The sequence below is a fragment of the Terrimonas ginsenosidimutans genome (genome assembly GCF_022012415.1).
Taxonomy (GTDB): domain Bacteria; phylum Bacteroidota; class Bacteroidia; order Chitinophagales; family Chitinophagaceae; genus Terrimonas_A; species Terrimonas_A ginsenosidimutans.
This window is the reverse complement of record NZ_JAKLTR010000009.1, coordinates 240,546-263,897: the sequence shown is the minus strand read 5'-3', so window position 1 is coordinate 263,897 and position 23,352 is coordinate 240,546. Positions and strand designations below refer to the sequence as shown.

Sequence of the window (23,352 nt, the reverse complement as noted above, 5' to 3'; positions counted from 1 at the left end):
GCACCCGTGAACGTCACCTTTTGAAAGAATGTCTCATTTCACCAACTCAATCACATCAATCCGTTGTCATGAAGTATTGTCTAGCATGTTTATTTGTTATAATGTTTTCCGTATCGCATGCTCAGGAAGAGCGGGAACAGCCGTCTGATGTTGCCGTTTTAAAAGTCAACTCTAATCGTATTTATGGTAAACTGATCGATAAAAATACCGGCAAGCCCATTGAAGCAGCTTCAGTACAATTGTTTGCCAACGATGCAGGAAATAAAGACAGTCTCATAACAGGAATGCTTACCCGTTCAAACGGGGATTTCAGTTTTGATAACCTGCCGGCCTTAAAAACCTTCCGTCTGACTATTTCCGCGATCGGGTTTTCACAGATAGACCAGGAAGTAACGCCTGATTATGGAAAAGGTGCTGAGCAAAAGAAATTCAGAAATGATCTCGGTAATATCACGCTTGAGGCAGAAGTGAAGCAACTTGGCAATGTTGTGGTGACTTCCGTGAAGCCGGCACTGGAAATGGGGATCGACAGAAAGATCTTCAATGCGTCAAAAAGCATGGTTGCAACGGGTGGTACGGCGATCGACCTGATGAAAAATATTCCTTCGGTGTCTGTTGATGTGGATGGTAATGTGACTTTACGTAATTCATCACCGCAGATCTTCGTGGATGGACGCCCTACGATCTTATCACTCGATCAGATCCCGGCAGATAATATCGAGCGCGTCGAACTGATCACCAATCCTTCGGCCAAATTTGATGCGGCAAGCTCCGGCGGCATTATTAATATCGTTCTGAAAAAAAATAAACGAATCGGGCTGAATGGTCTTGCGACCATTGGTATCGGTCTTCCAAAAATTGCCAACGGAAATCTGAACCTGAACGTCCGCCAGGGTAAGTTCAATTTCTTTTTAAGCGGTGGGTATAATCAATCCGGTGGAAAGGCAAGGGGTGAAGCGCAGCGGCAGAATAAAGTGAACGGAGTGATCAGTGATTATTTCAACCAGGAATCTGTGAACGACAGGATCCGTCGTTTCGGTTCATTGAGACTGGGCGCTGACTATTTCCTGGACAACCGCAATACCATCAGCATCACCCAGCAGCTGGGAACCGGGCGATTTGGTTATGATGAAGTACAGGATCAGGACTACCTCGATGCCAGCCTCAATCCGGTCTATTACGGAAGCAGAACCGCAGACGGTAAAGCAACTTTTAAGCGGAATGGCACCAACCTCAATTTTAAACATAATTTTCCTGAAGCAGGAAAGGAGCTAACGGTTGATGTGAACTATAACTACGGCAGCAGTACCGACCGCTCTGACATCCTGAATGCGTTCAGCTACCCGGATGGGCAGGTTTATCGCCCGTCATCGCTTGTGAATAATCGGGGTAGCAGCAATTCTGACCAGGTAATATTCCAGGCTGATTATGCTGATCCCATCGGGGAGAACGGAAAGATCGAAATAGGCCTGCGCAGTTATCATAACCTCTTCAACAGCCGTTTTGATGCGTTTGCCAACAGCAACGGGCAGCAACAAAAGCTTCCACTGAGCAATAACTACGAGTACAAGGAAATGGTAAACGCTTTGTATGGTACGTATTCCAACAAAATAGGAAAGTTCTCTTACCAGGCAGGTTTACGCGCGGAGTATTCAAAATTTAATGGGTTGCTGGTAGACAGCGCTTTTAAATTCGGATATGAATACCCCTCGAAACTGAAGAATATCTGGAATGCATTATTCCCAAGTTTGTTTGTTACGCATGAACTAAGTGAAAAAGATCAGCTGCAGTTCAATTATTCGAGAAGGATCCGCCGCCCGAATTTCTGGCAGCTGAATCCATTCATCGATATCAATGATCCGGCAAATCTCCGCCAGGGAAATCCGGCGTTAAGACCCGAGTTTGTCAATTCATTTGAGCTGAACTACAGCCATAATTATAAATCGGGTAATTGGTTGGGTGTGCTTTATTTCAGGAATAACCCTGATGATATCACCGAATTCAGTGATACCATTACCACGCAGCAATACCAGGAGCTGGAAAATGCCGGTGTTAATCCGAATGCAATACTTAACACCTATATCAATGCCGGTACAACCAACCGGTATGGCGCTGAGTTTACCGTGCAACATAAGATCGGGAAGAATTTCGATATTACACCAACAGTGAATATGCAATACCGCACAGTGAAAGCACGGATCAATAACCTTGATCTGAGCAATGAAGGATTTAATTGGGAAGCAAAGCTCAGTACGAACTATAAGATCGAAACAACAAAATCATCCTTCTTCAATGGCCTCGGGTTCCAATTGCTAGGGGAATATGAATCCTCGGAAGTAATTCCCCAGGGAAAGCGCCGTCCGCAATACAGCGTCGACTATGCAATGCGTAAGGATTTTCTGAAAGACAATAAAGCGACGATCACATTTTCAGTCAATGACGTCTTTAATACTAGACGCTGGGGAACGATCTATGACACAGAAACATTCTACCAGGAATCTTATCGCCGCTGGAGTGTTCGCAGCTTCCGTATCTCATTCAGCTACAAATTTGGTAAATCAGACTTCTCCCTTTCCAACAAGAAACGGGATAACAATGAGTCAATGGACTAGCGGCCTTCACCTTCCATTCACTGAAGGGGAAAAGGGCTGAACAACCAGGAACAATTCATGCAATAAAAAAGGAGTAAGAACGCCGTTCTTACTCCTTTTTTAGTTTTATCCAAAGAACTATATTTTGATACCCACTGTCAGCATCAGGTTACTTCCATTGTTTCTCATCGTGGCAAAAGTATTTGCCTTGTCAGGCAATCTGTAAGGGAAGTCTACATCTTTCCTGAGGGCGTGCGTATATGTAAGGTCAATAAAGAAACCCGCATTTCTGTATCCAAGGCCGCCGCTTAAAAACATCTTGTTTGCTTTGAGTTCAGGATCAGCATAGGGATTGCCGAGATAAGAGAATCCGAGGCGGGTCATGATGGTAGTGAATTTCAACTCTCCGCCCAGTCTGAAATTGAAAGCGTTTTTATAATACTGCTTCATCACTTCGTTCACCCCTTCGTAGTATGAATTATCGCCGGAATCATCTGCATTAGCAAACTTATTTGACTTATATGTCACATATTCAACATCGGCCGTGATAAAACCTTTCTGCATCTTAACGTCTTCCGCTTCTCTTAAAACATAAGAGCCGCTCACCATAAATCTCCACGGAGAGGTCAGCTGGTATTTATAGAATGGAGTAGGCTCGTTATTATTCAGCAATTGATTGGAAGTGACGGTTGTTGTACCCGGAGTAGTGCGGTACTGATCAAGATTGACAGACATTGTTCCGGAATAAGAATCCTCCATCGCATACCAGGTTGGTGAATGAACTGCCAGGCCAAGGCGGATGAATTCCGCAGGCTTTGCGATCATACCCAGTTTCAGGTTAACACCAACACCTTTTGTTTTAAAGGTCTCATTCAGTTCATAAAAATTGAAGTTATTGTTCGTATTCCCTGTCATATCTTCTTCGCGGAAGCGGGATTTCTTTTCATAATTAACGATCGGCACGCCGAGAGAACCTCCCAGGTAGAATTTATCATTCATTGTTGCGGCATATCCAAGCGCGATCTCGGTAATACCTCCGCTTGTTTCTGTCCACTGTGATTGCCGGACGAGATAATCACCGCCATTCTTCAATGCATCCCACATAGACATGCTGATAACGTCCTGCCCGGTATGACCCGGAAGCGAAGCTGAGTCGATCAGGTAGTTCCATGCGGCCATTCTTGTACCGAAGGATACGCGGTTGCTGAATGGCATATCGTCCAGGTTAACACCGCTCGAAGCTGCTTCGGCAGCATATTGTTCAGCACCTGAGCTGAAGTCATTCAGTCCGGAATAGGAATAACTGCTATTGAAATTAGCTGTTCTGGCTACCGCAATGCTCAATGCCTGGTTGGTCCATTTTCCACGACGGCCGGGCCATCCCGCCACATATCCCGATGCTCCGAGGTTGAATGCTTTATCCTTTGAATTGCTACTGGGTGTGCCGCGGAAATCGATCTTATTATTCTGGAAGTTGAAGCCGGGGCTGATCACCAGGTCGCCGGTTTTGTAAAATGCAAGGCCTGCCGGGTTTACAAAGGTGGCCGTGATATCACCACCAAGAGAGCCCATTGCACCGCCCACAGCATTGATCCTTGCGGTCCCATTCACCGGCTGCCATGAATATTTCAATACGTCTTCGGGGATCTGCGCAAATGCCGTATCGGTGGAAAAGATCATTCCTGCAACCAGGCAGAGCTTTCCGATTCGCGTTTTTTGGATCAGTGTATGAATAGTTCGCGTATTCATTGTTCAAATATTTTAGGTTCGTCTGAAATACAATCGATAAAGAATACTATTGCCAACCTGCTACTGGCAACAGGGTACAAAAAAGGAGGAAGGGTAAGTAATTAAACTCAGATTCCATTCCTCCTCCCAAAAGTTTGCACAAACGGCCAGATCCGTTTCAATGCCCGGGTTATTGCTGCTTATCTTGGCGGTCTGGAAGCGCCTGAACTACCGCTGCTGCTACCGCGACCACTTGAAGATGAACTGCTGCTCGAAGATGGGGTATAACTCCGGGTTGGTGTCGAATTGCTTGGCTGCGAGTAATTGCTGCGTCCGCTGTTACTGGAGTTATTGTTCGAATAATTTCGTGAATTGGTATTGTTGTAACGGATGCTTCCACCACCGTTGTTGTTACTCGGGTTGTAGTAAGACATATTGGTACCTCTCGGAGCGCCATTCAATACATTACCCTTGGACGGATTAATATTCATCGGGCTTGTGTTCAGATAGCTTCGTGGATTGAATACAGTAGCACGACTCGGAACACCGGCAAAACCTCCCGGGTTCTTTATGAAGATCGGGCTCACATAATAAGGGTTGTAATAACTGTTCCATCCCCAATAGCTGTTCCATGGACTGTACCAGTTGTTATAAGAACCGTAGTAATTATAAGCGAAAGGGTTGTTGAAATAGTAATCATCCAGAGCCGACCAGCGGTATGGATTTGTTGAACGCATACGCAGGTACCTGTCTGTATAGTAGTCAGGAGTGGAACCATAATAACGGTCATCCTGCTGCTGAGCAACTACATATTCATCCTGAGGACGGGTGGGAGAGTAGTAAACATCGTCTACTGTCTGCCCGGTTTTATAGGCTGTGGTGCAACTACCAAGAGAGAATGCGGCCAGGGCCAGAAATAAAATATAAGGTCTCATGGCAAAAGGGTTTATTAGTTAAAATCGAAGTTACTACTTTTGTGCGACTTGAATTTTACGCAAACGTTTGTGTACCGAAGTTACATTTACCGGTTTCAAATAGTATGTGGAGGTGTGTTAAGGTTAATCTAAAGATTTGTGCGACATTAAACCTGTATTAGAATTAGACAATATTATAATCTGGATATATGAGTAAAGAAATCACTTCGAGGGCGCAGGACTATTCCCAATGGTATAACGATCTGGTTATTAAAGGCAGTCTCGCTGATCACTCTGCCGTTCGCGGTTGCATGGTGATCAAACCTTATGGGTATTCCCTTTGGGAGAACATGCGGGATGTGCTGGATAAAATGTTCAAGGATACAGGACATGTTAATGCCTATTTCCCGCTTTTCGTTCCCAAAAGCCTTTTCGAAGCTGAAGAAAAGAACGCGGAAGGGTTTGCGAAGGAATGTGCTATCGTCACCCATTACCGTTTGAAAGCTGATCCGAATGCAAAGGGTAAGCTGATGGTTGATCCCGAAGCAAAACTGGAAGAAGAACTGGTGATCCGCCCGACAAGTGAGGCCGTGATCTGGAATACATACCGAGACTGGATCCAGTCCTACCGCGATCTTCCTTTGCTCATCAATCAATGGGCGAACGTGGTAAGATGGGAAATGCGTACACGCCTGTTCCTCCGTACTGCGGAATTCCTCTGGCAGGAAGGCCATACTGCTCACGCTACAAAAGAGGAAGCTATTGAAGAGACGGTAAAGATGCTGCATGTGTATGCCGACTTCGTGGAGAACTACATGGCTTTACCGGTGATCAAGGGGGTGAAATCGCCTAATGAACGTTTTGCCGGTGCAGAAGATACGTATTGTATTGAAGCGCTGATGCAGGATGGCAAAGCATTGCAGGCAGGTACCTCGCATTTCCTGGGACAGAATTTCGCTAAGGCATTCAATGTAAAATTCTCCAATAAAGAGAATCAGCTTGATTATGTTTGGGCAACAAGCTGGGGGGTAAGTACCCGCCTGATAGGCGCGCTTGTAATGGCGCATAGCGATGACGAAGGACTGGTCCTTCCTCCAAGACTGGCTCCCCTCCAGGTGGTGATCGTTCCGATCTATAAAGGCGATGAGCAGAAACAACTGATCGATGCAAAAGCGGCCGAGATCATTGCAAACCTCAAAAATCTGGGTGTAAGGGTTAAATATGACGACAATGACAATGCACGTCCGGGCTGGAAATTTGCCGAATATGAAATGAAGGGCGTTCCCGTGCGTCTGGCACTCGGTGCACGTGATCTTGAAAAAAATGTGGTGGAAGTGGCCCGCCGCGATACCAGGGAAAAGCAAACAGTCGGACTGGACGGTATCGCTCAGTACGTTGACGGCTTACTGCTGGATATCCAGCACTCAATGTTCCATAAAGCGAAAACGTTCCGGGACGCGCATGTGACTGAAGCCAATAGCTGGGATGAGTTTGTAAAACTGCTGGACGAAAAGGGCGGGTTTATATCTGCGCATTGGGACGGCACTCCCGAGACCGAAGAAGAGATCAAGGATAAATCCAAAGCAACGATCCGTTGTATTCCTTTGGATAATCCACAGGAGCAGGGCGTCTGTATCCTGACCGGTAAGCCATCGACGCAGCGGGTGCTGTTCGCCCGGGCCTACTAGCCTAAATGGATAAATAGATGAAAGCGTTCTGACGCTGAGGATAAAAAAAGGGAAAGGAGTTAAAAGAGAGCACACCGGAAGGAATGCTCTTTTAACTCCTTTCCCTTTTTTATCCGCCTGGCTAAATATAGATTCTCTTTTCTTCTCTTTTTTCTCTTTAAACTCTTAGCTTAGTTAAAACTTAAACTATGGAGGATAATCAATCCTTTTTAGACCTGCAGGTAGATGATCAGGCTGCAATCAACCTTCATGAGACCTCGAAATGGGCGAAGTTCCTGGCGGTTGCGATCCTTTCTGCGATGGGTCTGGTTACATTATTATTTGTTGCATTCTGGAGCAGCATGAGTTCTGCATTTCAATCAACCGATGACTTTGATGAACGTAATGCCAACATGCTCAAAATTGTTGTTGCTGTTTGTTTGATCATTGTCCTGGCGATCGTCGTTATCCTGATGATGTTTTTGCTTAAAGGCGCCAATGCGATCAGGCAGGCAGTAAAGCATAAGGATCCGGTACTGTTCAACACAGGTCTTGGACATATCAGGAATTACTTTGCGATGGCGGGCATTCTGAGCCTGCTGGGTCTCGTTTTTAAAATAATGACTTTCTTCCTTCAATAAATGTATATATGGAACAGGATAACAGATCTTCTGACCTCTTTAATGAGATGAGTATAGACGGAATGGGTAAGCAATATATCCGCTCGATCGCCAGCTGGGCTATGGTAATGGTCGTAGTTGCCGTGATCGGATATGTGATAGAGATCCTCGATTTTTTGCGGGACAAACCTTCAGACGGCAGGCGTGTTGAAGGATTTGGCGGATTAACAGAAGCCATGGGGAATTCTTCCGCATTTTCGGTTTTCTTTGGTATTGCGATCGGACTGCTGATCAACTTCTTTTTATTCCGGTTTGCTTCCCAGGCGAAAGCTGGCCTGGACGGACATGATCAATGGAAACTGAATTCAAGTTTCAGCAATCTGAAAGCATACTTTATGGCCTGTTCGATCATTCTGATCATTGTGCTTGTATTTATGCTGCTGGTATTTGTTGTGGTTGGTGCAAGATTTGGAACAATGTAGATTCCTGGTGATTGTTGTCTCCCGCGGCCGTCGCTTCCGGCAATGGAGGCATATATAAATTAAAAAGAGAAGGGCTATCGTTGAAAACGATAGCCCTTCTCTTTTTAATTATCTCACCTCTATTGCAACAGACAGGCGGGCTGCAGCCGGCCAGGTTTATTTAACAGAAAGGTAATTGTAATCCTTCAGCAGTATTTCCAAAAAACTTTGCGGGTCCATGTCTGTCTGAATCTGCAGGTGATTTTTAATTTTATCAGCGGCTGAAGTGGCCATGAGATAATCGTTTTTCTTCTTCGACGACTCCAGGATGCTTTTGATGGCATTGATATCGCGGTCGCTCAGTTGCATGATCTGGGGGAAGGAAGGCGTATAGGTATCTTCCACTTCCTGGAAGACCGTATCTTCTATGCTCGCTTTGGAACTGGTGCGGATCAGGATCGTTTTCGCCAGCATATCTCCTATCCGTTGGCCTTTTTGTGAAGAAGCGATGAGGACAATATCTGTGATCAGGAATCCCAGTGCCATCAGGATCAGGAAACCCGTTTCCCAGCCACCCATACCCGCGCCTCCGGAAAGGATCGCGCCCAATAGCAAGACGATCCAAACATCGGAAATACGCAGCAACCAGCGGATGAAAAACTGGCTGAAGCTGGGTTTGCCGCCATTTTCATTAACCACCCTGATGCCCATGATCTTCTTTCCGACACTTTGCCCATTCATGGTGATCTCCAATACCACGTGATAAACCATGATCGGTAAAAATAAGAGCATCTGGATCGACGCCAGGTCATACCTTGAATCATGATCGAACCAGTTATAATTCCTGGCAATTTCCCGGTAAACTTTGGAGATCAGTATCAGGTACACTATTTCGATCACCATATCAATGAACAGCGAAAGCAAGCGTCTGTAAAATTCCGGGATCTCAAACTCGACTTCTATATTAAAACTGGTAGGTACTTTGATCAAAGCCATCTTCAGCGGCAGGTTTTAGCAATCAAGGTAGGGATTTTTTTGGGATGAAGGAAACTCGTTGGCCGTTGACCGTTGTCCGTTGACCGTTGTCCGGAATACAACTTCCGGGCGAAATTTGATAAGTATGTCTGTTACTTTCCCGTACGCCTATTTTAATGTAGAAGTCATCGGTCAACGGACAACGGTCAACGGTCAACGGCCATCGGTCACCGGACAACCATTTCTCGTTTTCCGAAAAAATGGTATTTTACAAGTCCAAACCCTGATAATTTTTGAGAGAAGCCTTATTCATAAAGAAGAACCGGGATCGCTGGTTGAAGAATCAGCATTTTATGGCAGAAGATGCTGACGAAATGGCCAAAGAATTTACTCAACTGGTAGATGACCTCGCCTATGCGAAAACTTTTTATCCCACAAGCAAGGTCACCCGGTATATCAATACGCAGGCATCACGGATCTATTTGAACATCTATCGCAACCGGAAAGAAGAAAGCAACAGGCTTATTACTTTCTGGAAATATGATCTGCCGCTTACCATCCGCAAACATCACCGGGCAATGATCTTTTCACTGATCATCTTCGTGGTCTTTTTTGCAATCGGCTTTTTTGCGTCAAGGCAGGATGAGAACGTTGCCCGGGGATTTTTGGGCGACAATTATGTGGAAACAACTCTCCGGAATATAGAAGAAGGTAATCCCTTCGGCATTTATGAATCGGGCAACCCGATCCTGAGCTGGCTTCATATCATGGTCAACAATATCAAAGTATCCCTGATGATATTTACCGCCGGTCTTTTTGCCGGAGTGCCAACCGCCTACCTTCTTGCGCATAATGCCGGAATGGTAGGTGTATTCGATCAGTTCTTTGCCGGACGCGGACTTGGGCTAGATTTTTTCCTCGTCGTTTTTGTGCACGGAACACTTGAGCTTACAGCTATTATTATCGCGGCCGGCGGGGGATTCATCCTGGGAAAAAGTTTTCTGTTCCCCGGCACACTAAAACGGATGACTTCCTTCAAACAGGGTGCGAAAGATGGCGTGAAGATCATGATCGGGCTGATGCCTGTATTTGCACTCGCCGCATTTTTTGAAGGTCTTATTACCAGGCTTTACAACGATATCTCTATTTTCACCTCCATTATCACGGCGCTTTCCGTTTTGTTCGTGATCTGGTATTTTGTGATCTATCCGATACAACTCGGAAGAAAAAGAAAATTCGATACGCTGGAAGAAGAAATCTAACACTAAAACGCTGAATCAAACAGAATACATCTCCCTTGAAAAGATTTTATCACCTCCTTTTTCTCCTGTTCTTTATTCCCTTGATTGCCGGAGCGCAAAACGATTCTGTCATTGTGATGATGGATACGGTTGCTGCACCCATCTATGATGATAATGGAAACTTCGATGACGAAGAGGAGTCACAGGACGAAGAAAAAAAGAGCGAATTCATGTCGCTCAACTTTTGGATAAAGGATTCTTTTCAGCTTCGACGGGTCGACTCTTCTGTAATAAAGGCATACCTCGCCGACGATGATTTCTGGTATGCTAATTATCCATTCAACAAACCCGAGCCCGAAAAAGAAAAAGAATATCGACGGCCGCTGGTGGATCATCCTGCGTTTGAAACGATCATGTGGATTGTTGTAATAGCCGGATTCATCACTTTCCTGTTCATATTCCTGACAAATAATAACGTCAGGCTTTTCCGGAGCTCAACGCCGATCCGGCACCAGGAAACAGAAGCAAACTTTGATGATATCTTCTCTGTCAATTACCAGTTGGAGATCGGAAAAGCAATAGCCTCCGGAAATATGAATTTCGCTGTCCGGTTGCTTTACCTGCGACTGCTGAGTAAAATGGCTGAACGGAATATTATTGAATATAAACAGGATCGTACCAATATGGATTATCTGATGCAGTTGTATAAGACCAAGTATTATCAGGATTATTTCCGGCTAACAAGGCATTATGAGTATGCATGGTACGGGCAATTTCCGGTTGACCGCGGAAAGTTCGAGCTGATACGCAGCGAGTTTGAAAACTTTGAAAGAAATTTAAACTGAGTACTTGAAGAAGACCTTTCCATATTTATTGATGGCCGTAGTGCTGGCTGCCGTTCTTTTCCTTATCTACAAGGGTGATAGAGGAGTAAAGGAACAGCGGACGCTGGATAGACGCATGTCTTTCCGCATTCGGGACAAGATCCCTTATGGAACATACGTTGCCTACCAAAGTCTGCAGCGGCTGTTTCCTGAAGCCACTATCAGTACAGATAAAAACCGCCCCGGGGAATGGCAAACGCTAACGCCCTATCAAAAACGTCAGGCGCTGGTCATCATTTCTCCTTTTTTCAACGCCGAACAAAGTGACATAGATAATTTGCTGGAGTTTGTAAAAGAAGGCAATGATGTGTTTGTGAGTGCAATGAAAGTGTCATACTATGTGGAAAAACTCCTAAAGTGTGATATATACTATCCGTCAGGTGTGATAGAGTCCGGCTGGCAGATGAATGGCAATGATACCCTTAGTGTATCACTTGATGTGCCTGCGCAGAATCAGCCGCACGAATATTCATATCCCGGTCAACGGTACGATTTCTGGTTCTACAAATATGATACGCTGACGTCTTCCGTATTGGGGTATAACAAAGAGGGTAAGCCGAATTTTGTAAGGTTGAAAGCCGGGAAAGGAAATTTCTATCTGCAGCTGGCACCGATGGCTTTCACAAATTACTTCCTGCTGCATAAAAAGAACATGGAGTATTACGACAGGTCTTTGTCGTTACTGTCGCCAGATACAAAAGCGATCGTTTGGGATGAGTTTTATGTATTGAAAGGGGATACAAGTGAACGTGACAAAGATGACAGCAAGCCAAACTGGTTAAGCGTATTCTTTAGCTACCCGTCTCTGCGTTGGGCCATGATCACAGCCATCATAGCACTGGTGGTATATGTTTTAATGGAAATGCGGAGAAAGCAGCGTCCTATTCCGGTGATACATCCTCCCAAGAATGATTCGCTTGATTTTGTAAAAACGATCGGCAGGCTGTATCATGATAAAGGAGATCACCGCAACCTTTGCATCAAGATGGGAGCTTACTTTCTTGAACATGTGAGGATGCGGTACAAGTTATCCACTACAACACTGGATGATGAATTTGTAAAGAATCTTAGTTATAAGACCGGTATCGATGAGAACGAATTGAAAGCGATCGTAACGGTTATTAATCATTTGCCTGAGCAGGACAGCGTGTCTCCCGGGCAACTGGTCACATTTCATAAACAACTTGAATCGTTTTATAAAACAGCATAAGCATGGAAGAAGAAATTTTTCAGCAGCGTACAGATCTTTCAGCCCTGAGTGAGGCAGTGATGTCTATCCGTAACGAACTTAAAAAGATCATTGTCGGCCAGGATGAGATGGTAAAACTGATCATTGCCGCCCTGTTGGCCGAGGGGCATATCCTGCTTGAAGGGGTGCCGGGAGTGGCCAAAACAATGACGGCAAAACTGGTTGCGCGAAGCCTTAATACGGGATTTGCGCGGATCCAGTTCACGCCCGATCTGATGCCTTCCGATGTATTGGGAACTCCCGTATTCAATCCCAAAGAAGCTACGTTTGATTTTAAAAAAGGCCCGGTATTCAGCAATATCGTACTGGTGGACGAGATCAACCGCGCTCCGGCAAAAACACAATCCGCATTGCTGGAAGTGATGGAAGAGCGGCAGGCTTCCGTTGACGGAAAAACTTACCTCATGTCTTCTCCCTTCATGGTACTGGCAACACAGAACCCGGTGGAGCAGGAAGGTACTTACCGTTTACCGGAAGCGCAGCTTGATCGTTTTCTGTTCAAGATCGTGGTTCCTTATCCGAATGAAACGGAAGAGATCGAAATACTTACACGCTTTCATCATATGGGCAATACACGTGTGGATGAACTCGTACAGCCTGTTCTTACCGGAGAACAGATCAATGCGATCAGGAAACAGATCAAGGATATCCTGATGGAAGAGAAATTGCTTCATTTTATTGCAAAGCTTGTTCATCAGACAAGGAATCATAAATCGATCTATCTCGGTGCCTCACCACGCGCGTCGCTGGCGATCATGAATGCGTCAAAAGCGATTGCAGCAATGCAGGGCCGCGACTTTGTTACTCCTGAAGATATCCTGGAAGTGGTTGTTCCGGTTTTGCGGCACAGGATCATTCTTTCGCCTGACAAGGAAATGGAGGGAGTAACGGAAGATGAGGTGATCAAACAGATCATTCAGAGTATGGATGTTCCAAGATAAACGATCTTAAAAAGAGTCTTTTGCTGAAATCATTCTATTTCAAAAATCTTGTATACTATATCGCGGGCATTGCTTCGGTAGTGTTTGTGATCAGTTATTTCGCTCCTGCATTGTTCCGGGTTGCATACCTGATCCTTTTGCTGCTGGCGATCGCAATCGTTGTGGACGCACTGCTGGTGTACAGTAAACGGAAAGGCATTGATGCGAAACGATCATTGTCGGACCGGTTCAGTATCGGCGATGAGAATAAGGTGACGCTGATCATGCAGAACCATTATCCATTTCCGGTTCAACTTGGGATCATCGACGAGCTGCCGGATCAGTTCCAGGCGCGTGACTGGAGAAGGCGGGTGAAGATCGCGGGCCAGGGTGAAGAATCGCTGACCTATACGTTAACACCCGTTTCCCGGGGTGAGTATATTTTTCACAGCATCAATGTTTTCATAAGCGGGCCATTACAACTGGTAAAGCGACGGTACATTTTCGAGGCTACACAGGTGGTGAAAGTTTATCCCTCCTATGTGCAGATGCGAAGATACCAGCTGCTCGCAGTAGCGAATCGTCTCCAGGAAGTAGGAGTAAGGCGTATGCGCCAGCTTGGCCACAGTATGGAGTTTGAACAGATCAAAGAGTACGTGCGCGGGGATGATTACCGTACGATCAACTGGAAAGCTACGGCAAGGAAGGACGCGTTGATGGTGAATAATTATACCGATGAAAGGAGCCAGCAGGTGTATTGCATCGTTAACAAAGGACGGGTGATGAAAATGCCGTTCGGTGGAATGACGCTGCTGGATTATGCGATCAATTCATCACTTGTTTTGGCAAACGTAGCCCTGGTCCGGCAGGACAAAGCAGGTCTGATCACCTTCGCGGAAAACCTTGATGCATTTGTACCGGCAGATAAGAAGCCAACGCAGATGAATCTCGTGCTGGAAACATTGTACAAACAGCAAACGCGCTATCTGGAGCCCGATTTTGAAAAGTTGTTTTCGGTGATACGTACGCGTATCAGCACGCGAAGCCTTTTGGTCATGTTCACCAATTTCGAATCTCTCGAGTCGCTGCAGCGTGAAATGCCGGCACTTAAAAAGATCGCCCGTTACCACCTGCTTCTCGTGGTCTTCTTTGAAAATACCGAACTCAAAGCTGTTACAGAACAAAAAGCACATTCACTGGAAGATATCTACATCAAGACCATCGCCGAAAAATTCGCTTTCGAAAAACGTCTGATGGTAAAAGAACTTCAGAAGAATGGCATTCTCTCCGTCCTGTCTTCCCCCGAAAATCTTACCGTCAATACGATCAATAAGTACCTGGAGTTGAAGACGCGAATGTCGATCTGAGATCGTTGACCGTTGTCCGTTGACCGTTGTCCGTTGTCCGGAATTCATGGGAGGTGGAATAGAATTGGATCTTCGTGTTCAAATTAAGAGAGAGAGGTTATCGTTTTAAACGATAACCTCTCTCTCTTAATTTGTGACGGACAACGGACAACGGACAACGGACAACGGACAACGGACAACGGACAACGGACAACGGACAACGGACAACGGTCAACGATCCCTATCTTTGCGCCATGAACAATTTTGCAGAAGGTCGGGTCCTTCTTATCAACAAACCTTTGCGATGGACATCTTTTGATGCAGTGAGGAAAATCCGGAACCTGGTCAGGATCAAGAAGGTGGGGCATGCAGGTACCCTGGATCCATTGGCCACGGGTTTGCTGATCGTTTGTACCGGAAAGTTTACGAAGAAGATCAATGAATATATGGCGAAGGAGAAAGAGTACACCGGCTCATTTACGCTGGGGGCGACCACTCCAACGTATGACCTTGAAAGTGAGCCGGAGAATTTTCTGCCGCTGGACGGGATAGATGAAGCAAAGATCAGAGCGGCCACCGTGCCTTTCACCGGAGAAATAATGCAGGTGCCACCTGCTCACTCTGCAATAAAGATCGATGGCAAACGGGTGTATGAACTGGCGCGAAAAGGAGTAGAGGTGAAGATCGATCCAAGAAAAGTGACTATCACAGAATTTGAGATCACGTCAATAGACCTTCCTGTTGTACAGTTCCGCGTGGTATGTTCCACCGGAACCTATATCCGTAGCCTGGCAAATGATTTTGGCGCAGCACTGGGTTGTGGCGGATACCTGAGCAGTCTTTGCCGTACAAGGATCGGTGAATTCACGATCGAAAACGCGATCACTCCTGCAGTGTTTGAAGAACAACTGAAAGCGTCGGAATCGACGGATCAGAATATAAATGGATAGTTGATGCCAAGCTGGAACTGATCGCCACGCGAGAATTTATACCCAAACCATTTGTTTTGCACAGCAGCATCCGCAGGCGCGGGGCTTGGGTCTTTTACTTTGTAGGCATAATCCAGCCGGATCACGAGAAAATTAAAGTCGACCCGCAAACCTGCGCCAGAGCCAACGGCAAGATCTGTCCATAACCGGCCCAGCTTGAATACCTCATTCGCTTCTCTGTCGGGCGCGGATTTCATATACCAGACGTTTCCGATGTCTGTAAATACGGCGCCATTCAGTTTAATATTGAATGGAGTGCCAAGAGGGAACCGGAATTCGACATTGCCTTCAAGCTGTATATCGCCATATCGGTCGGGCGTGCTGCCCACCCCCTGGAATGATTTGATATTTGATCCGGGGCCAAGTCTTCTGAGCGACCAGGCGCGCATACTGTTCGGCCCCCCTGCAAAGTATTGTTTGAAGAAGGGAAGGTTGTATCGTTTATCCGGATTTCTTGTCGAGTTGAATTCATGCCCTGCACCGGCAAACAAGCGGAAGGCCAGTGATGTTTTTGGGAATCTCATCAGGTATGCAAACTCTGCATCCAGCTTCAGGAAACGGTAAAGTTGTTTGTCGAGGAATGAATTGCGGATCATACCGGTCAACAGGCCGGATTCTTCAACATTGGCTCTGAATACACTTAACCGGTTGGTTGTTCCTCCGCTCATCGTAAAGCTTCCGATAACGGAAGAAATAAATCCATCCGTAAAGATATTTCTGAGGGATGGATTGTATTTGATCAGCGTATCAAGGCTGTCTCTTCTTATGAGCGAAGAGTATTCAATATTGGGGAGTTTTAACGAGATCAGCATTTTTCTACGCTGGAACTCATAACCCCAGGATCCGTTTAGTGTGGTAAGATTATAGAGAAAGCGTCTTTCAGTGTTTGCTGCATTAAAGTTGAAGACAGTGCTGAAATTGTCCCGCAGGTTTTCAGGGATGAACCCGAAGTTCGGGATCGCCCGGGGCATCCGTATGCTATGGCTGAACGCGATCTGCTGTGTCTGGATAAATTGCCCGAGACTGCTGGCATTGCCGAGCTCAATCCCGTAGCGAAGGTTGCTGCTCGCTAAATTTGCGGCTTTCGCGAAATTCCTGTTTTGAAGACCGACGTTGACACCTATCCCAAATATGTTCCCGGAAAAAGCATTCTGATTGATACTCCCTTCAAGGTTTGTATTGAATGAATACTTCTTTGCGGGAGACAGTCGTATCACAAAATCAATCGTATCTGTTCCTTTTCGCGGCAGCTGATCTATACTCACCATTCTCCATGTTCCCAGGGAATTGAAACGGTTGATCGTCCGTGCGTACCTTCTCAACCGATACAAACTGTCCGTTGGGAGATACACATTCGGCGGAAAGATCTTCGCTTTGAACCTTCCATGATGCTGGATAACGCGTATCGGTGCTTTCCCGGGACCTCCCCCTACTTCTTCGATCGTCGGAGTTATTCCAACGGTGTCTGGTGTATAATCGGGATAAAGAGTAACGTTGCCGATATAATATTTCACCAGCTTCGCACTGTCCAGGCTTTTAAGACGGATCTCAAGATTTGCAGTAGGGTTATTGCGGCGGGCTTGTAATTTCTGCAGAATTTCCAGTTGCTCAAAGGGGTCCAGGGTAGGGGTGAGCAGTGCGACATCGAGTGTATCCCAGATCCCGACCATCTCGTCCCGGCTGAACCGGAAATAACCCATATTCCTGTAGAGATCAGTAAGCCGGTCAAATTCGGCTGAGATCGGAGCCTTGGCAAAAGCATCTCCTTTTTTGATATAGGCTTGTCCGCGGGTACTGTCTGACAGGTATTGCAGATCTGTATGACGCATGTTATAGCTGATCGAATCCAGCTTGACGAGTTTGCCCGGACGGACATAAAAGTCGACAGTTGTTCTTTGCTGACCATCTTTTGCAAGGTCGATCTTATGCGTATAGTAGATCGAATCGCTGAAGTATCCCTGTGAATTCAGCAGGGCGCGCATGAATATGATCGAGTTGTCTGCATTGATGCTGTCATACACCGGAGGGTTTTTTAGCGTGCTCCAGAGTAATTTATCAAGCCGGCGTGCCTGCATGCTGTCATCAAGCTGGTCTGCCAGGCTTGCAGTGAGTGCCTGCTTTTCTATCTTTGAAAAATTGCCTATTAGGTTGATATTTGTTTTATAAACGAACGGTTTGTCAGTCGGGTAATGTTTTACGACCGTACAGGAGGCAAAAAATGCGAGCAAGCATCCGGTAAGAATTACTTTTACGAGATTGATATGAGTGGTTGGCTTACCGGATAACATAATTAAAATCAAGCGAAATGCTGAGTAAATCGAAGGTCAAATATATTCAAAGTTTAGGCCAGAAAAAACAAAGGGATGACGAACGGCTTTTCATCGCCGAAGGTCCGAAAATCGTGGCAGAATTGCTGCAGGATAATCCGGACGGTATCAGTCACGTGTATGCATTGCCGTCATGGGTGGAAGAGCGGCGCATAGACCTGTCTTCTTCGCTGATCACAGAGGTGTCTGTAGAGGAACTGGCCAGGATCTCACAACTTCACACGCCTAACCAGGTGCTGGCAGTAATGAAGCAGTTTCCCGAATCTCCGGTTCCCCCGTTGAAAGGCAGTATTGCACTTGCACTGGATACGATCCAGGATCCGGGCAACCTGGGAACCATCATCCGGATCGCTGACTGGTTTGGTATCCCCCGCATCATCTGCAGTCATAATTGTGCGGACCAGTATAATCCCAAAGTGGTGCAGTCGACCATGGGAAGTATCGGAAGGGTGCAGGTACATTATACCGACCTGGAAGCCTGGCTCGGTTCCCTGACAGATGTCCCGGTTTATGCGGCGGCATTACAGGGCCAGGATATTTTACAGATGAAGCGGTTGACAGAAGGGGTGATCGTGATCGGTAATGAATCGAAAGGCATCAGTCCCGCTGTAATGGAAAAAGTGAATGTGCGATTGACAATTCCTCAAAAAGGGAAAGCGGAGTCGTTGAATGCGGCGGTCGCGACCGGCATTATTGTTTCTCATCTTGTTTAAAGGCGAAACAGCTGGCAAACCCGATCCCCGCGTACTCTTTGCGGTAAAAAGCGTCCCTTGCGTTGTTTCAACGCGGATCAATACATAAATGATAGCGGGAGAAATATAAACTAACTGAAGCGGATCGCTTTAACCGGTTGGATCTTTCTGACCAGGATCGTCGGGATCATCAATACAAGAAAGCAGATCAGTAATGTACCACCGCATACCGCGCCTACTTCCCACCAAACAATGCTTACCGCCGCTTCGCTAAGGTAATAGGCATCTTCCTGGAGTTTGATGAACCCTGTAGCCTGTTGCAGGTAAAGTATGCCAAGCGCAACGCCGGTTCCCACAGCAATACCTGCAAGAGTGATGAACAATGAATGGCGGAGAAAGATCTGTTGAATGGTCCAGTTGGTAGCACCCAGCGCCTTCAGGATCCCGATCATGCGAACACGCTCAAGTACGAGAATGATCAGGCAGGTGATCAGGTTGATCAGTGCCACGATGATCATTAATCCAAGTAATACGTTCCTGTTCTTATTCTGGATATATAACCAGTCGAAAATATTTGGTGAAATATCCCGCACCGTGCGTGTATCCCAGGTAAGAGGGAAGAGGTCCATATTGTAAAGGTCTTCCGCAACAGAATCCATCATCCGGTAATCTTTCAGGAAGATCTCATAGCCGCCTACTTCCGTGGCGCTCCAGTCGTTCAGTCTTTGCAAAAGTTTCAGATCACCGATGGCGAAAGTCTTGTCATATTCTTCTATACCTGTTTTGAAAATACCCGCTACGGTTAGCCGGTCAGGCCGGTAAGTGCCGTCTGGCCGGATGAAGTAGATCAGTACACGGTCATTTACTGCAAGCTGCAGTTGTTTTGCGGTATAGGCGGAGATCATGATCTCGCGGCTATAAGTGCTGTCGTTAAAATGGATCGCGCGGCCTTCGCGGATAAAGGAAGCGAAATGGACAAAGTCGTAGCTGCTGTCAACTCCTTTTAATAAAACCCCTTCGATATCATCCCGGGTTTTAAGTGTCGCGTATTTTGTTGCAAACGGATGAATGCTTTCTATGCCGGGTTTTTGCCGGATAGCATCAATGAGTGTATCATTTTTTTCGATCGGGATCTCTTCCGCGATCAGGGCTTTGAAAGGCTGCTTTTCCTGGATGCGCAGGTGCCCCCAGAAACTGAAGACCTTTTGACTCACCTGTTCCTGGAATCCATTTACAAAAGCCAGTGTAATGATCATGACCGCAACGCTGATAATCGTGGCTGCTACAGACAGCCTGATAATGAACCTGGAAAAGGAACGCTGGTGGTTAAATGCGATGCGGTTTGCTATAAAGCCTGCAACCTTCAAATTGTTTTGTTTGTCTTAGTGCCGTGAATATTCAAGATCTGCCTGTCAGGCATTGAAACAAAAATAAGCCGAAAAACAGTTTACGGCCTGTTTTGAAGGAATTTTACCGGATTTAGGGAATATCTTTAGGGCCAGGTGAGCAAGGGAATGAGAGAAATGATCTCAATGCCTGCTTAAGCTTCCTTCTTCCGGAAAACATGTAGCTGATCCGCAAACCGTACTGTCTAACCAGTGTAAAAACATATCCATGCAAAGAATCTCCGTTGCTTTATTGATGTTGCTCAGTTTCTCAGTAAACGCACAGATGCCTGATAAAATTTATAAACCTTCTATTCATTCGGTGAAGCTGTTCAAAGCCGGGGATCAGTTAAGTTACCCGATCCTGAATCTTAACAGCGCAGACCAGCTGGAACTGCATTTTGACGACCTCGATGCAGATGTTAAAAGTCTCTATTATTCTTTTCAGCTTTGCAATGCCGACTGGACTCCGGCACAATTGCAGCCCTTTGATTATATCAGGGGCTTTCAGTCGACACGTATCACCACTTATCGTAACTCTTCCATTGCATTGAACCGCTATACACATTACCAGGCAACGGTTCCGGACAGAAGCTCGGTGCCCAGCAGGTCTGGTAATTATCTTCTGAAAGTATTCCGGAATAATGACACCTCAGACCTGTATCTCACGAAACGATTTCTGGTGGTGGATAATCGCGTTGCCATCTCTGCACAGATAAAGCAGCCTTTCAATTCGGCTTATTTTCTGACAGACCAGCGTGTGATGGTAAGCATAAGTACGGCCAATGCACGGATCAATACATCATCTCCACAGGACCTGAAAGTGGTGGTGATGCAGAATAATGCCTGGCCCACCGCTGCGTTGCTCGAACGTCCTACTATCTACCGGGGTAATTTCTTTGAGTATAATGATGACGCAACCAGCTTTCAGGCCGGACGGGAATGGCGCTGGATCGACCTCAGCAGCCTTCGGCTGATGACGGACCGGATGCAAAGGCTGAATGATGACAGTATTAAAAATCGCTCCGACGTTTACATTAAACCAGATGTTGAGAGAAGACAGCAGGTTTATATTTACTACAAAGACATCAACGGACAATGGATCATGGATAACCGTGATGGTTATAATCCCTACTGGCAGAGTGACTATGCATATGTTCATTTCTCCTTCATCCCTCCGGACAGGAAACCTTATCCCGGCAAAGAAGTGTATGTTTTTGGGGAACTGACAAATTATCTCCCTGACGATGATTCAAAGATGGACTTCAACGAAACTTACGGGATCTATGAGAAGACATTGTATCTGAAGCAGGGGTACTACAACTATTCTTATATCACCCTTGATGCGGGAAAGAGAAATACCAATCGTTTTCCGTTGGATAATACAGAAGGCAATTTTAATAATACGGAGAATAACTACACCGTACTTGTTTATTTCAGACAGTTTGGGGGACGGGCTGATGAATTGCTGGGTATTGCTCAGTTGAACAGTTTCCTGGGCAGATAGATCAAACGGGCGCAGGAGTATCGCAAAGGACGCAAAGAAATCGCGAAGAACGCAAAGAAACACTTAGCGCTCTTTGCGCAGGCTTTGCGTCCTTTGCGATACTAACAGGGCCTTCAGATGAATACCGCGCGCTGCCTGAAATAAAAATCTGTAGAATACCAGCTAATTATTCTTCCGTTATGTTTTTATTTTAGTTGCGCACCCGTATCTTTGCGGCCGGCAGGTCTTACACGACCAGCTCCTGCTGAAACTCCCCAGGGCCGGAAGGCAGCAAGGATAGGTGGTTGAGCGGTGCGATGTGAGTAGCCTGCCTTTTTTTCTTTTTTTAGCCGGAATAATTACTCCGATCCTGTTGTCCCCGTATATTTTTCAGTAATTTTCTGGTTTTCACAACATAATCAACCCGCGAACAACTCCAGCATCCGGGATGTTAATAACGGGTCCACAATCAACGATAACCATAAAACAACATACAAATGAAGTTTTTTATAGATACGGGCAATCTGGCTCAGATCAAAGAAGCTAACGAACTCGGTATTCTCGATGGCGTTACTACTAACCCTTCACTGATGGCTAAAGAAGGCATCAAAGGACAGGAAGCGGTGTTCAATCATTATAAAACCATCTGTGAATTAGTAGATGGTGATATCAGCGCGGAAGTTGTTTCTACCGATTTCGATGGTATCATCGAAGAAGGAAAGAAGCTTGCGGCTATCCACCCGAATATCGTAGTGAAAGTTCCGATGATCAAAGAAGGTGTCAGAGCGATCAAATGGTTTACAGACAATGGCATCCGTACAAACTGTACGCTGATCTTCTCTGCCGGTCAGGCGATCCTTGCCGCTAAAGCGGGTGCAAGTTATGTATCTCCTTTTATCGGACGTATTGATGACAGCAGCTGGGATGGTATTGAACTCATCGCTCAGATCGCAAATATTTACTCTATCCAGGGCTTCAAAACAGAGATCCTGGCGGCTTCTATCCGTAATGCCCTGCATATCGTGAAATGTGCTGAGGCTGGCGCTGATGTTTGTACATGTCCGCTGGACTCGATCCTGGGTTTGCTCAAACACCCGTTGACAGATATCGGTCTTGCCAAATTCCTGGAAGACGCGAAGAAATTTGCATAAGATATTCAGATCATATTACTAAAAAAGACCGCCCCATCAATGGAGCGGTCTTTTTTATTCTATCAGTTCTTTCGTCTCTTCTGATTCGTATTCCGGAGGATCTCATCCCTGGAAGGCAGCATAGGGTCTGGCGCCCGCTTGATCCAGATCGTGGTTTCCTTCCATATGGCGGGATTCGACTTCAATACAGCTTTCACCGTCACTTTTTCCACACTGCATTCCATCGGCAGGATCAACTCATTACCCGAAAAACTGTAGTCAGACGAAGAAAAGCTGATCTCTTTTGCGCTTAATGGCTGCCATTGCCCATTGGATAGCTTCCCATCAACATTTATATAGTTATGAGTGCCCTTTTTCAGGCTGTCTGTATAAAGATGAAAATAAATGCTGTCCACCGTCTGCGCTTTCAGCGACGTAGCCATGGTGAGGACGAACAGTGTAAGTAAAAATCTTATCATGGTCCTGTTTTATGGGTGAATGACGAGCCGGAAAGGTCAAAGGTACGGCAGGATCAGGGGTTAACTAAATTTTAAGGAGACCGGATGGGAGCGATATCCGTCGATCGGTGTCCGGTCCGGGTTCCCGGATCCTTCGCCTTGCTTCCACGGCTTCCGGGGACGAACTGAGGAGGTTTCGGGGAAGCAAAGAGGAGGCAATGAGGAGGAGCCGGGGAGAAATAACCGAACTCCCTGCATTTTAGTGCTCTTCACCGGGCGTTTTGCGCCC

At 46.1% G+C, this 23,352-nt stretch carries 19 protein-coding genes and 1 other RNA gene; 14 read left to right on the top strand and 6 right to left on the bottom strand.

Annotation, left to right across the window (positions count from 1 at the left end; translation table 11 throughout):
• The first annotated feature begins 101 nt into the window (after window positions 1–101).
• Window positions 102–2,612 (top strand): TonB-dependent receptor, encoded by a 2,511-nt coding sequence (locus tag LZZ85_RS15470; protein WP_237873747.1) that lies wholly within the window; start codon window positions 102–104, stop codon window positions 2,610–2,612.
• A gap of 117 nt (window positions 2,613–2,729) precedes the next feature.
• Here LZZ85_RS15470 and LZZ85_RS15465 read toward each other — a convergent pair whose 3' ends face one another.
• A complete protein-coding gene (locus LZZ85_RS15465) occupies window positions 2,730–4,340 on the bottom strand; it encodes an OmpP1/FadL family transporter (protein WP_237873744.1) in 1,611 nt (536 codons plus the stop codon).
• Between the two features lie 179 nt (window positions 4,341–4,519).
• The gene (locus tag LZZ85_RS15460) at window positions 4,520–5,254 is read right to left on the bottom strand and encodes a hypothetical protein (protein ID WP_237873742.1); all 735 of its coding nucleotides are present in this window, start codon (window positions 5,252–5,254) and stop codon (window positions 4,520–4,522) included.
• Window positions 5,255–5,442: 188 nt separating this feature from the next.
• On the opposite strand from LZZ85_RS15460, the gene proS reads away from it, so the two are divergent.
• The 3 genes from proS to LZZ85_RS15445 all read left to right on the top strand — a co-directional run bounded on the left by proS (window position 5,443) and on the right by LZZ85_RS15445 (window position 8,002).
• A complete protein-coding gene (proS, locus tag LZZ85_RS15455) occupies window positions 5,443–6,921 on the top strand; it encodes a proline--tRNA ligase (RefSeq protein WP_237873741.1) in 1,479 nt (492 codons plus the stop codon).
• A 188-nt stretch (window positions 6,922–7,109) separates the two neighbouring features.
• Complete coding sequence (locus LZZ85_RS15450) at window positions 7,110–7,541, top strand: hypothetical protein (protein ID WP_237873740.1); 432 nt, start codon at window positions 7,110–7,112, stop codon at window positions 7,539–7,541.
• 8 nt (window positions 7,542–7,549) lie between these two features.
• Complete coding sequence (locus LZZ85_RS15445; protein WP_237873739.1) at window positions 7,550–8,002, top strand: hypothetical protein; 453 nt, start codon at window positions 7,550–7,552, stop codon at window positions 8,000–8,002.
• A gap of 156 nt (window positions 8,003–8,158) precedes the next feature.
• Here the strand turns inward: LZZ85_RS15445 and LZZ85_RS15440 are convergent, their stop codons facing one another.
• On the bottom strand, window positions 8,159–8,977 hold the full coding sequence (locus tag LZZ85_RS15440; protein WP_237873738.1) for an RDD family protein: 819 nt from the start codon (window positions 8,975–8,977) through the stop codon (window positions 8,159–8,161).
• A 272-nt stretch (window positions 8,978–9,249) separates the two neighbouring features.
• Between LZZ85_RS15440 and LZZ85_RS15435 the strand changes: the two genes are divergently transcribed.
• The 6 genes from LZZ85_RS15435 (at window position 9,250) to truB (ending at window position 15,546) form a co-directional block, all read left to right on the top strand.
• On the top strand, window positions 9,250–10,218 hold the full coding sequence (locus LZZ85_RS15435) for a stage II sporulation protein M (RefSeq protein ID WP_237873737.1): 969 nt from the start codon (window positions 9,250–9,252) through the stop codon (window positions 10,216–10,218).
• A 35-nt stretch (window positions 10,219–10,253) separates the two neighbouring features.
• The gene (locus tag LZZ85_RS15430) at window positions 10,254–11,042 is read left to right on the top strand and encodes a DUF4129 domain-containing protein (protein WP_237873735.1); all 789 of its coding nucleotides are present in this window, start codon (window positions 10,254–10,256) and stop codon (window positions 11,040–11,042) included.
• A 4-nt stretch (window positions 11,043–11,046) separates the two neighbouring features.
• A complete protein-coding gene (locus LZZ85_RS15425) occupies window positions 11,047–12,291 on the top strand; it encodes a DUF4350 domain-containing protein (protein ID WP_237873733.1) in 1,245 nt (414 codons plus the stop codon).
• Between the two features lie 2 nt (window positions 12,292–12,293).
• On the top strand, window positions 12,294–13,271 hold the full coding sequence (locus LZZ85_RS15420) for an AAA family ATPase (RefSeq protein ID WP_237873731.1): 978 nt from the start codon (window positions 12,294–12,296) through the stop codon (window positions 13,269–13,271).
• A 20-nt stretch (window positions 13,272–13,291) separates the two neighbouring features.
• The gene (locus tag LZZ85_RS15415; RefSeq protein WP_237873729.1) at window positions 13,292–14,617 is read left to right on the top strand and encodes a DUF58 domain-containing protein; all 1,326 of its coding nucleotides are present in this window, start codon (window positions 13,292–13,294) and stop codon (window positions 14,615–14,617) included.
• A 233-nt stretch (window positions 14,618–14,850) separates the two neighbouring features.
• Window positions 14,851–15,546 carry a tRNA pseudouridine(55) synthase TruB gene (gene truB / locus LZZ85_RS15410; RefSeq protein ID WP_237873728.1) on the top strand — a complete coding sequence of 232 codons (696 nt, stop codon included), beginning with the start codon at window positions 14,851–14,853 and terminating at the stop codon, window positions 15,544–15,546.
• Here the strand turns inward: truB and LZZ85_RS15405 are convergent.
• Window positions 15,528–17,873: a BamA/TamA family outer membrane protein gene (locus LZZ85_RS15405; protein ID WP_237873727.1), complete on the bottom strand. Its 2,346-nt coding sequence runs from the start codon at window positions 17,871–17,873 to the stop codon at window positions 15,528–15,530. The genes truB and LZZ85_RS15405 overlap by 19 nt on opposite strands.
• Before the next feature lie 17 nt (window positions 17,874–17,890).
• On the opposite strand from LZZ85_RS15405, the gene LZZ85_RS15400 reads away from it, so the two are divergent.
• Window positions 17,891–18,625: a TrmH family RNA methyltransferase gene (locus tag LZZ85_RS15400; RefSeq protein WP_237873725.1), complete on the top strand. Its 735-nt coding sequence runs from the start codon at window positions 17,891–17,893 to the stop codon at window positions 18,623–18,625.
• Between the two features lie 110 nt (window positions 18,626–18,735).
• On the opposite strand, the gene LZZ85_RS15395 is transcribed toward LZZ85_RS15400, so the two are convergent.
• On the bottom strand, window positions 18,736–19,971 hold the full coding sequence (locus LZZ85_RS15395) for an ABC transporter permease (protein ID WP_237873723.1): 1,236 nt from the start codon (window positions 19,969–19,971) through the stop codon (window positions 18,736–18,738).
• Window positions 19,972–20,218: 247 nt separating this feature from the next.
• Here LZZ85_RS15395 and LZZ85_RS15390 point away from each other — a divergent pair, with 247 nt between their 5' ends.
• The 3 genes from LZZ85_RS15390 (at window position 20,219) to fsa (ending at window position 22,626) form a co-directional block, all read left to right on the top strand.
• Window positions 20,219–21,496, top strand: coding sequence for a type IX secretion system plug protein (locus LZZ85_RS15390; protein ID WP_237873722.1), 1,278 nt, complete (start codon window positions 20,219–20,221; stop codon window positions 21,494–21,496).
• Between the two features lie 217 nt (window positions 21,497–21,713).
• An RNA gene (gene ffs, locus LZZ85_RS15385) (signal recognition particle sRNA small type) lies at window positions 21,714–21,812 on the top strand.
• A 160-nt stretch (window positions 21,813–21,972) separates the two neighbouring features.
• The gene (gene fsa, locus LZZ85_RS15380; protein WP_237873718.1) at window positions 21,973–22,626 is read left to right on the top strand and encodes a fructose-6-phosphate aldolase; all 654 of its coding nucleotides are present in this window, start codon (window positions 21,973–21,975) and stop codon (window positions 22,624–22,626) included.
• A 62-nt stretch (window positions 22,627–22,688) separates the two neighbouring features.
• Here the strand turns inward: fsa and LZZ85_RS15375 are convergent, their stop codons facing one another.
• Complete coding sequence (locus LZZ85_RS15375) at window positions 22,689–23,084, bottom strand: hypothetical protein (protein ID WP_237873716.1); 396 nt, start codon at window positions 23,082–23,084, stop codon at window positions 22,689–22,691.
• Window positions 23,085–23,352: the final 268 nt, after the last annotated feature.

Coding starts and splice junctions, on each gene's coding strand:
- LZZ85_RS15470 (WP_237873747.1), top strand. CDS start 102: ATGTTTTCCGTATCGCATGCTCAGGAAGAGCGGGAACAGCCGTCTGAT.
- LZZ85_RS15465 (WP_237873744.1), bottom strand. CDS start 4,340: ATGAATACGCGAACTATTCATACACTGATCCAAAAAACGCGAATCGGA.
- LZZ85_RS15460 (WP_237873742.1), bottom strand. CDS start 5,254: ATGAGACCTTATATTTTATTTCTGGCCCTGGCCGCATTCTCTCTTGGT.
- proS (WP_237873741.1), top strand. CDS start 5,443: ATGAGTAAAGAAATCACTTCGAGGGCGCAGGACTATTCCCAATGGTAT.
- LZZ85_RS15450 (WP_237873740.1), top strand. CDS start 7,110: ATGGAGGATAATCAATCCTTTTTAGACCTGCAGGTAGATGATCAGGCT.
- LZZ85_RS15445 (WP_237873739.1), top strand. CDS start 7,550: ATGGAACAGGATAACAGATCTTCTGACCTCTTTAATGAGATGAGTATA.
- LZZ85_RS15440 (WP_237873738.1), bottom strand. CDS start 8,977: ATGGCTTTGATCAAAGTACCTACCAGTTTTAATATAGAAGTCGAGTTT.
- LZZ85_RS15420 (WP_237873731.1), top strand. CDS start 12,294: ATGGAAGAAGAAATTTTTCAGCAGCGTACAGATCTTTCAGCCCTGAGT.
- truB (WP_237873728.1), top strand. CDS start 14,851: ATGAACAATTTTGCAGAAGGTCGGGTCCTTCTTATCAACAAACCTTTG.
- LZZ85_RS15405 (WP_237873727.1), bottom strand. CDS start 17,873: ATGTTATCCGGTAAGCCAACCACTCATATCAATCTCGTAAAAGTAATT.
- LZZ85_RS15400 (WP_237873725.1), top strand. CDS start 17,891: ATGCTGAGTAAATCGAAGGTCAAATATATTCAAAGTTTAGGCCAGAAA.
- LZZ85_RS15390 (WP_237873722.1), top strand. CDS start 20,219: ATGCAAAGAATCTCCGTTGCTTTATTGATGTTGCTCAGTTTCTCAGTA.
- fsa (WP_237873718.1), top strand. CDS start 21,973: ATGAAGTTTTTTATAGATACGGGCAATCTGGCTCAGATCAAAGAAGCT.
- LZZ85_RS15375 (WP_237873716.1), bottom strand. CDS start 23,084: ATGATAAGATTTTTACTTACACTGTTCGTCCTCACCATGGCTACGTCG.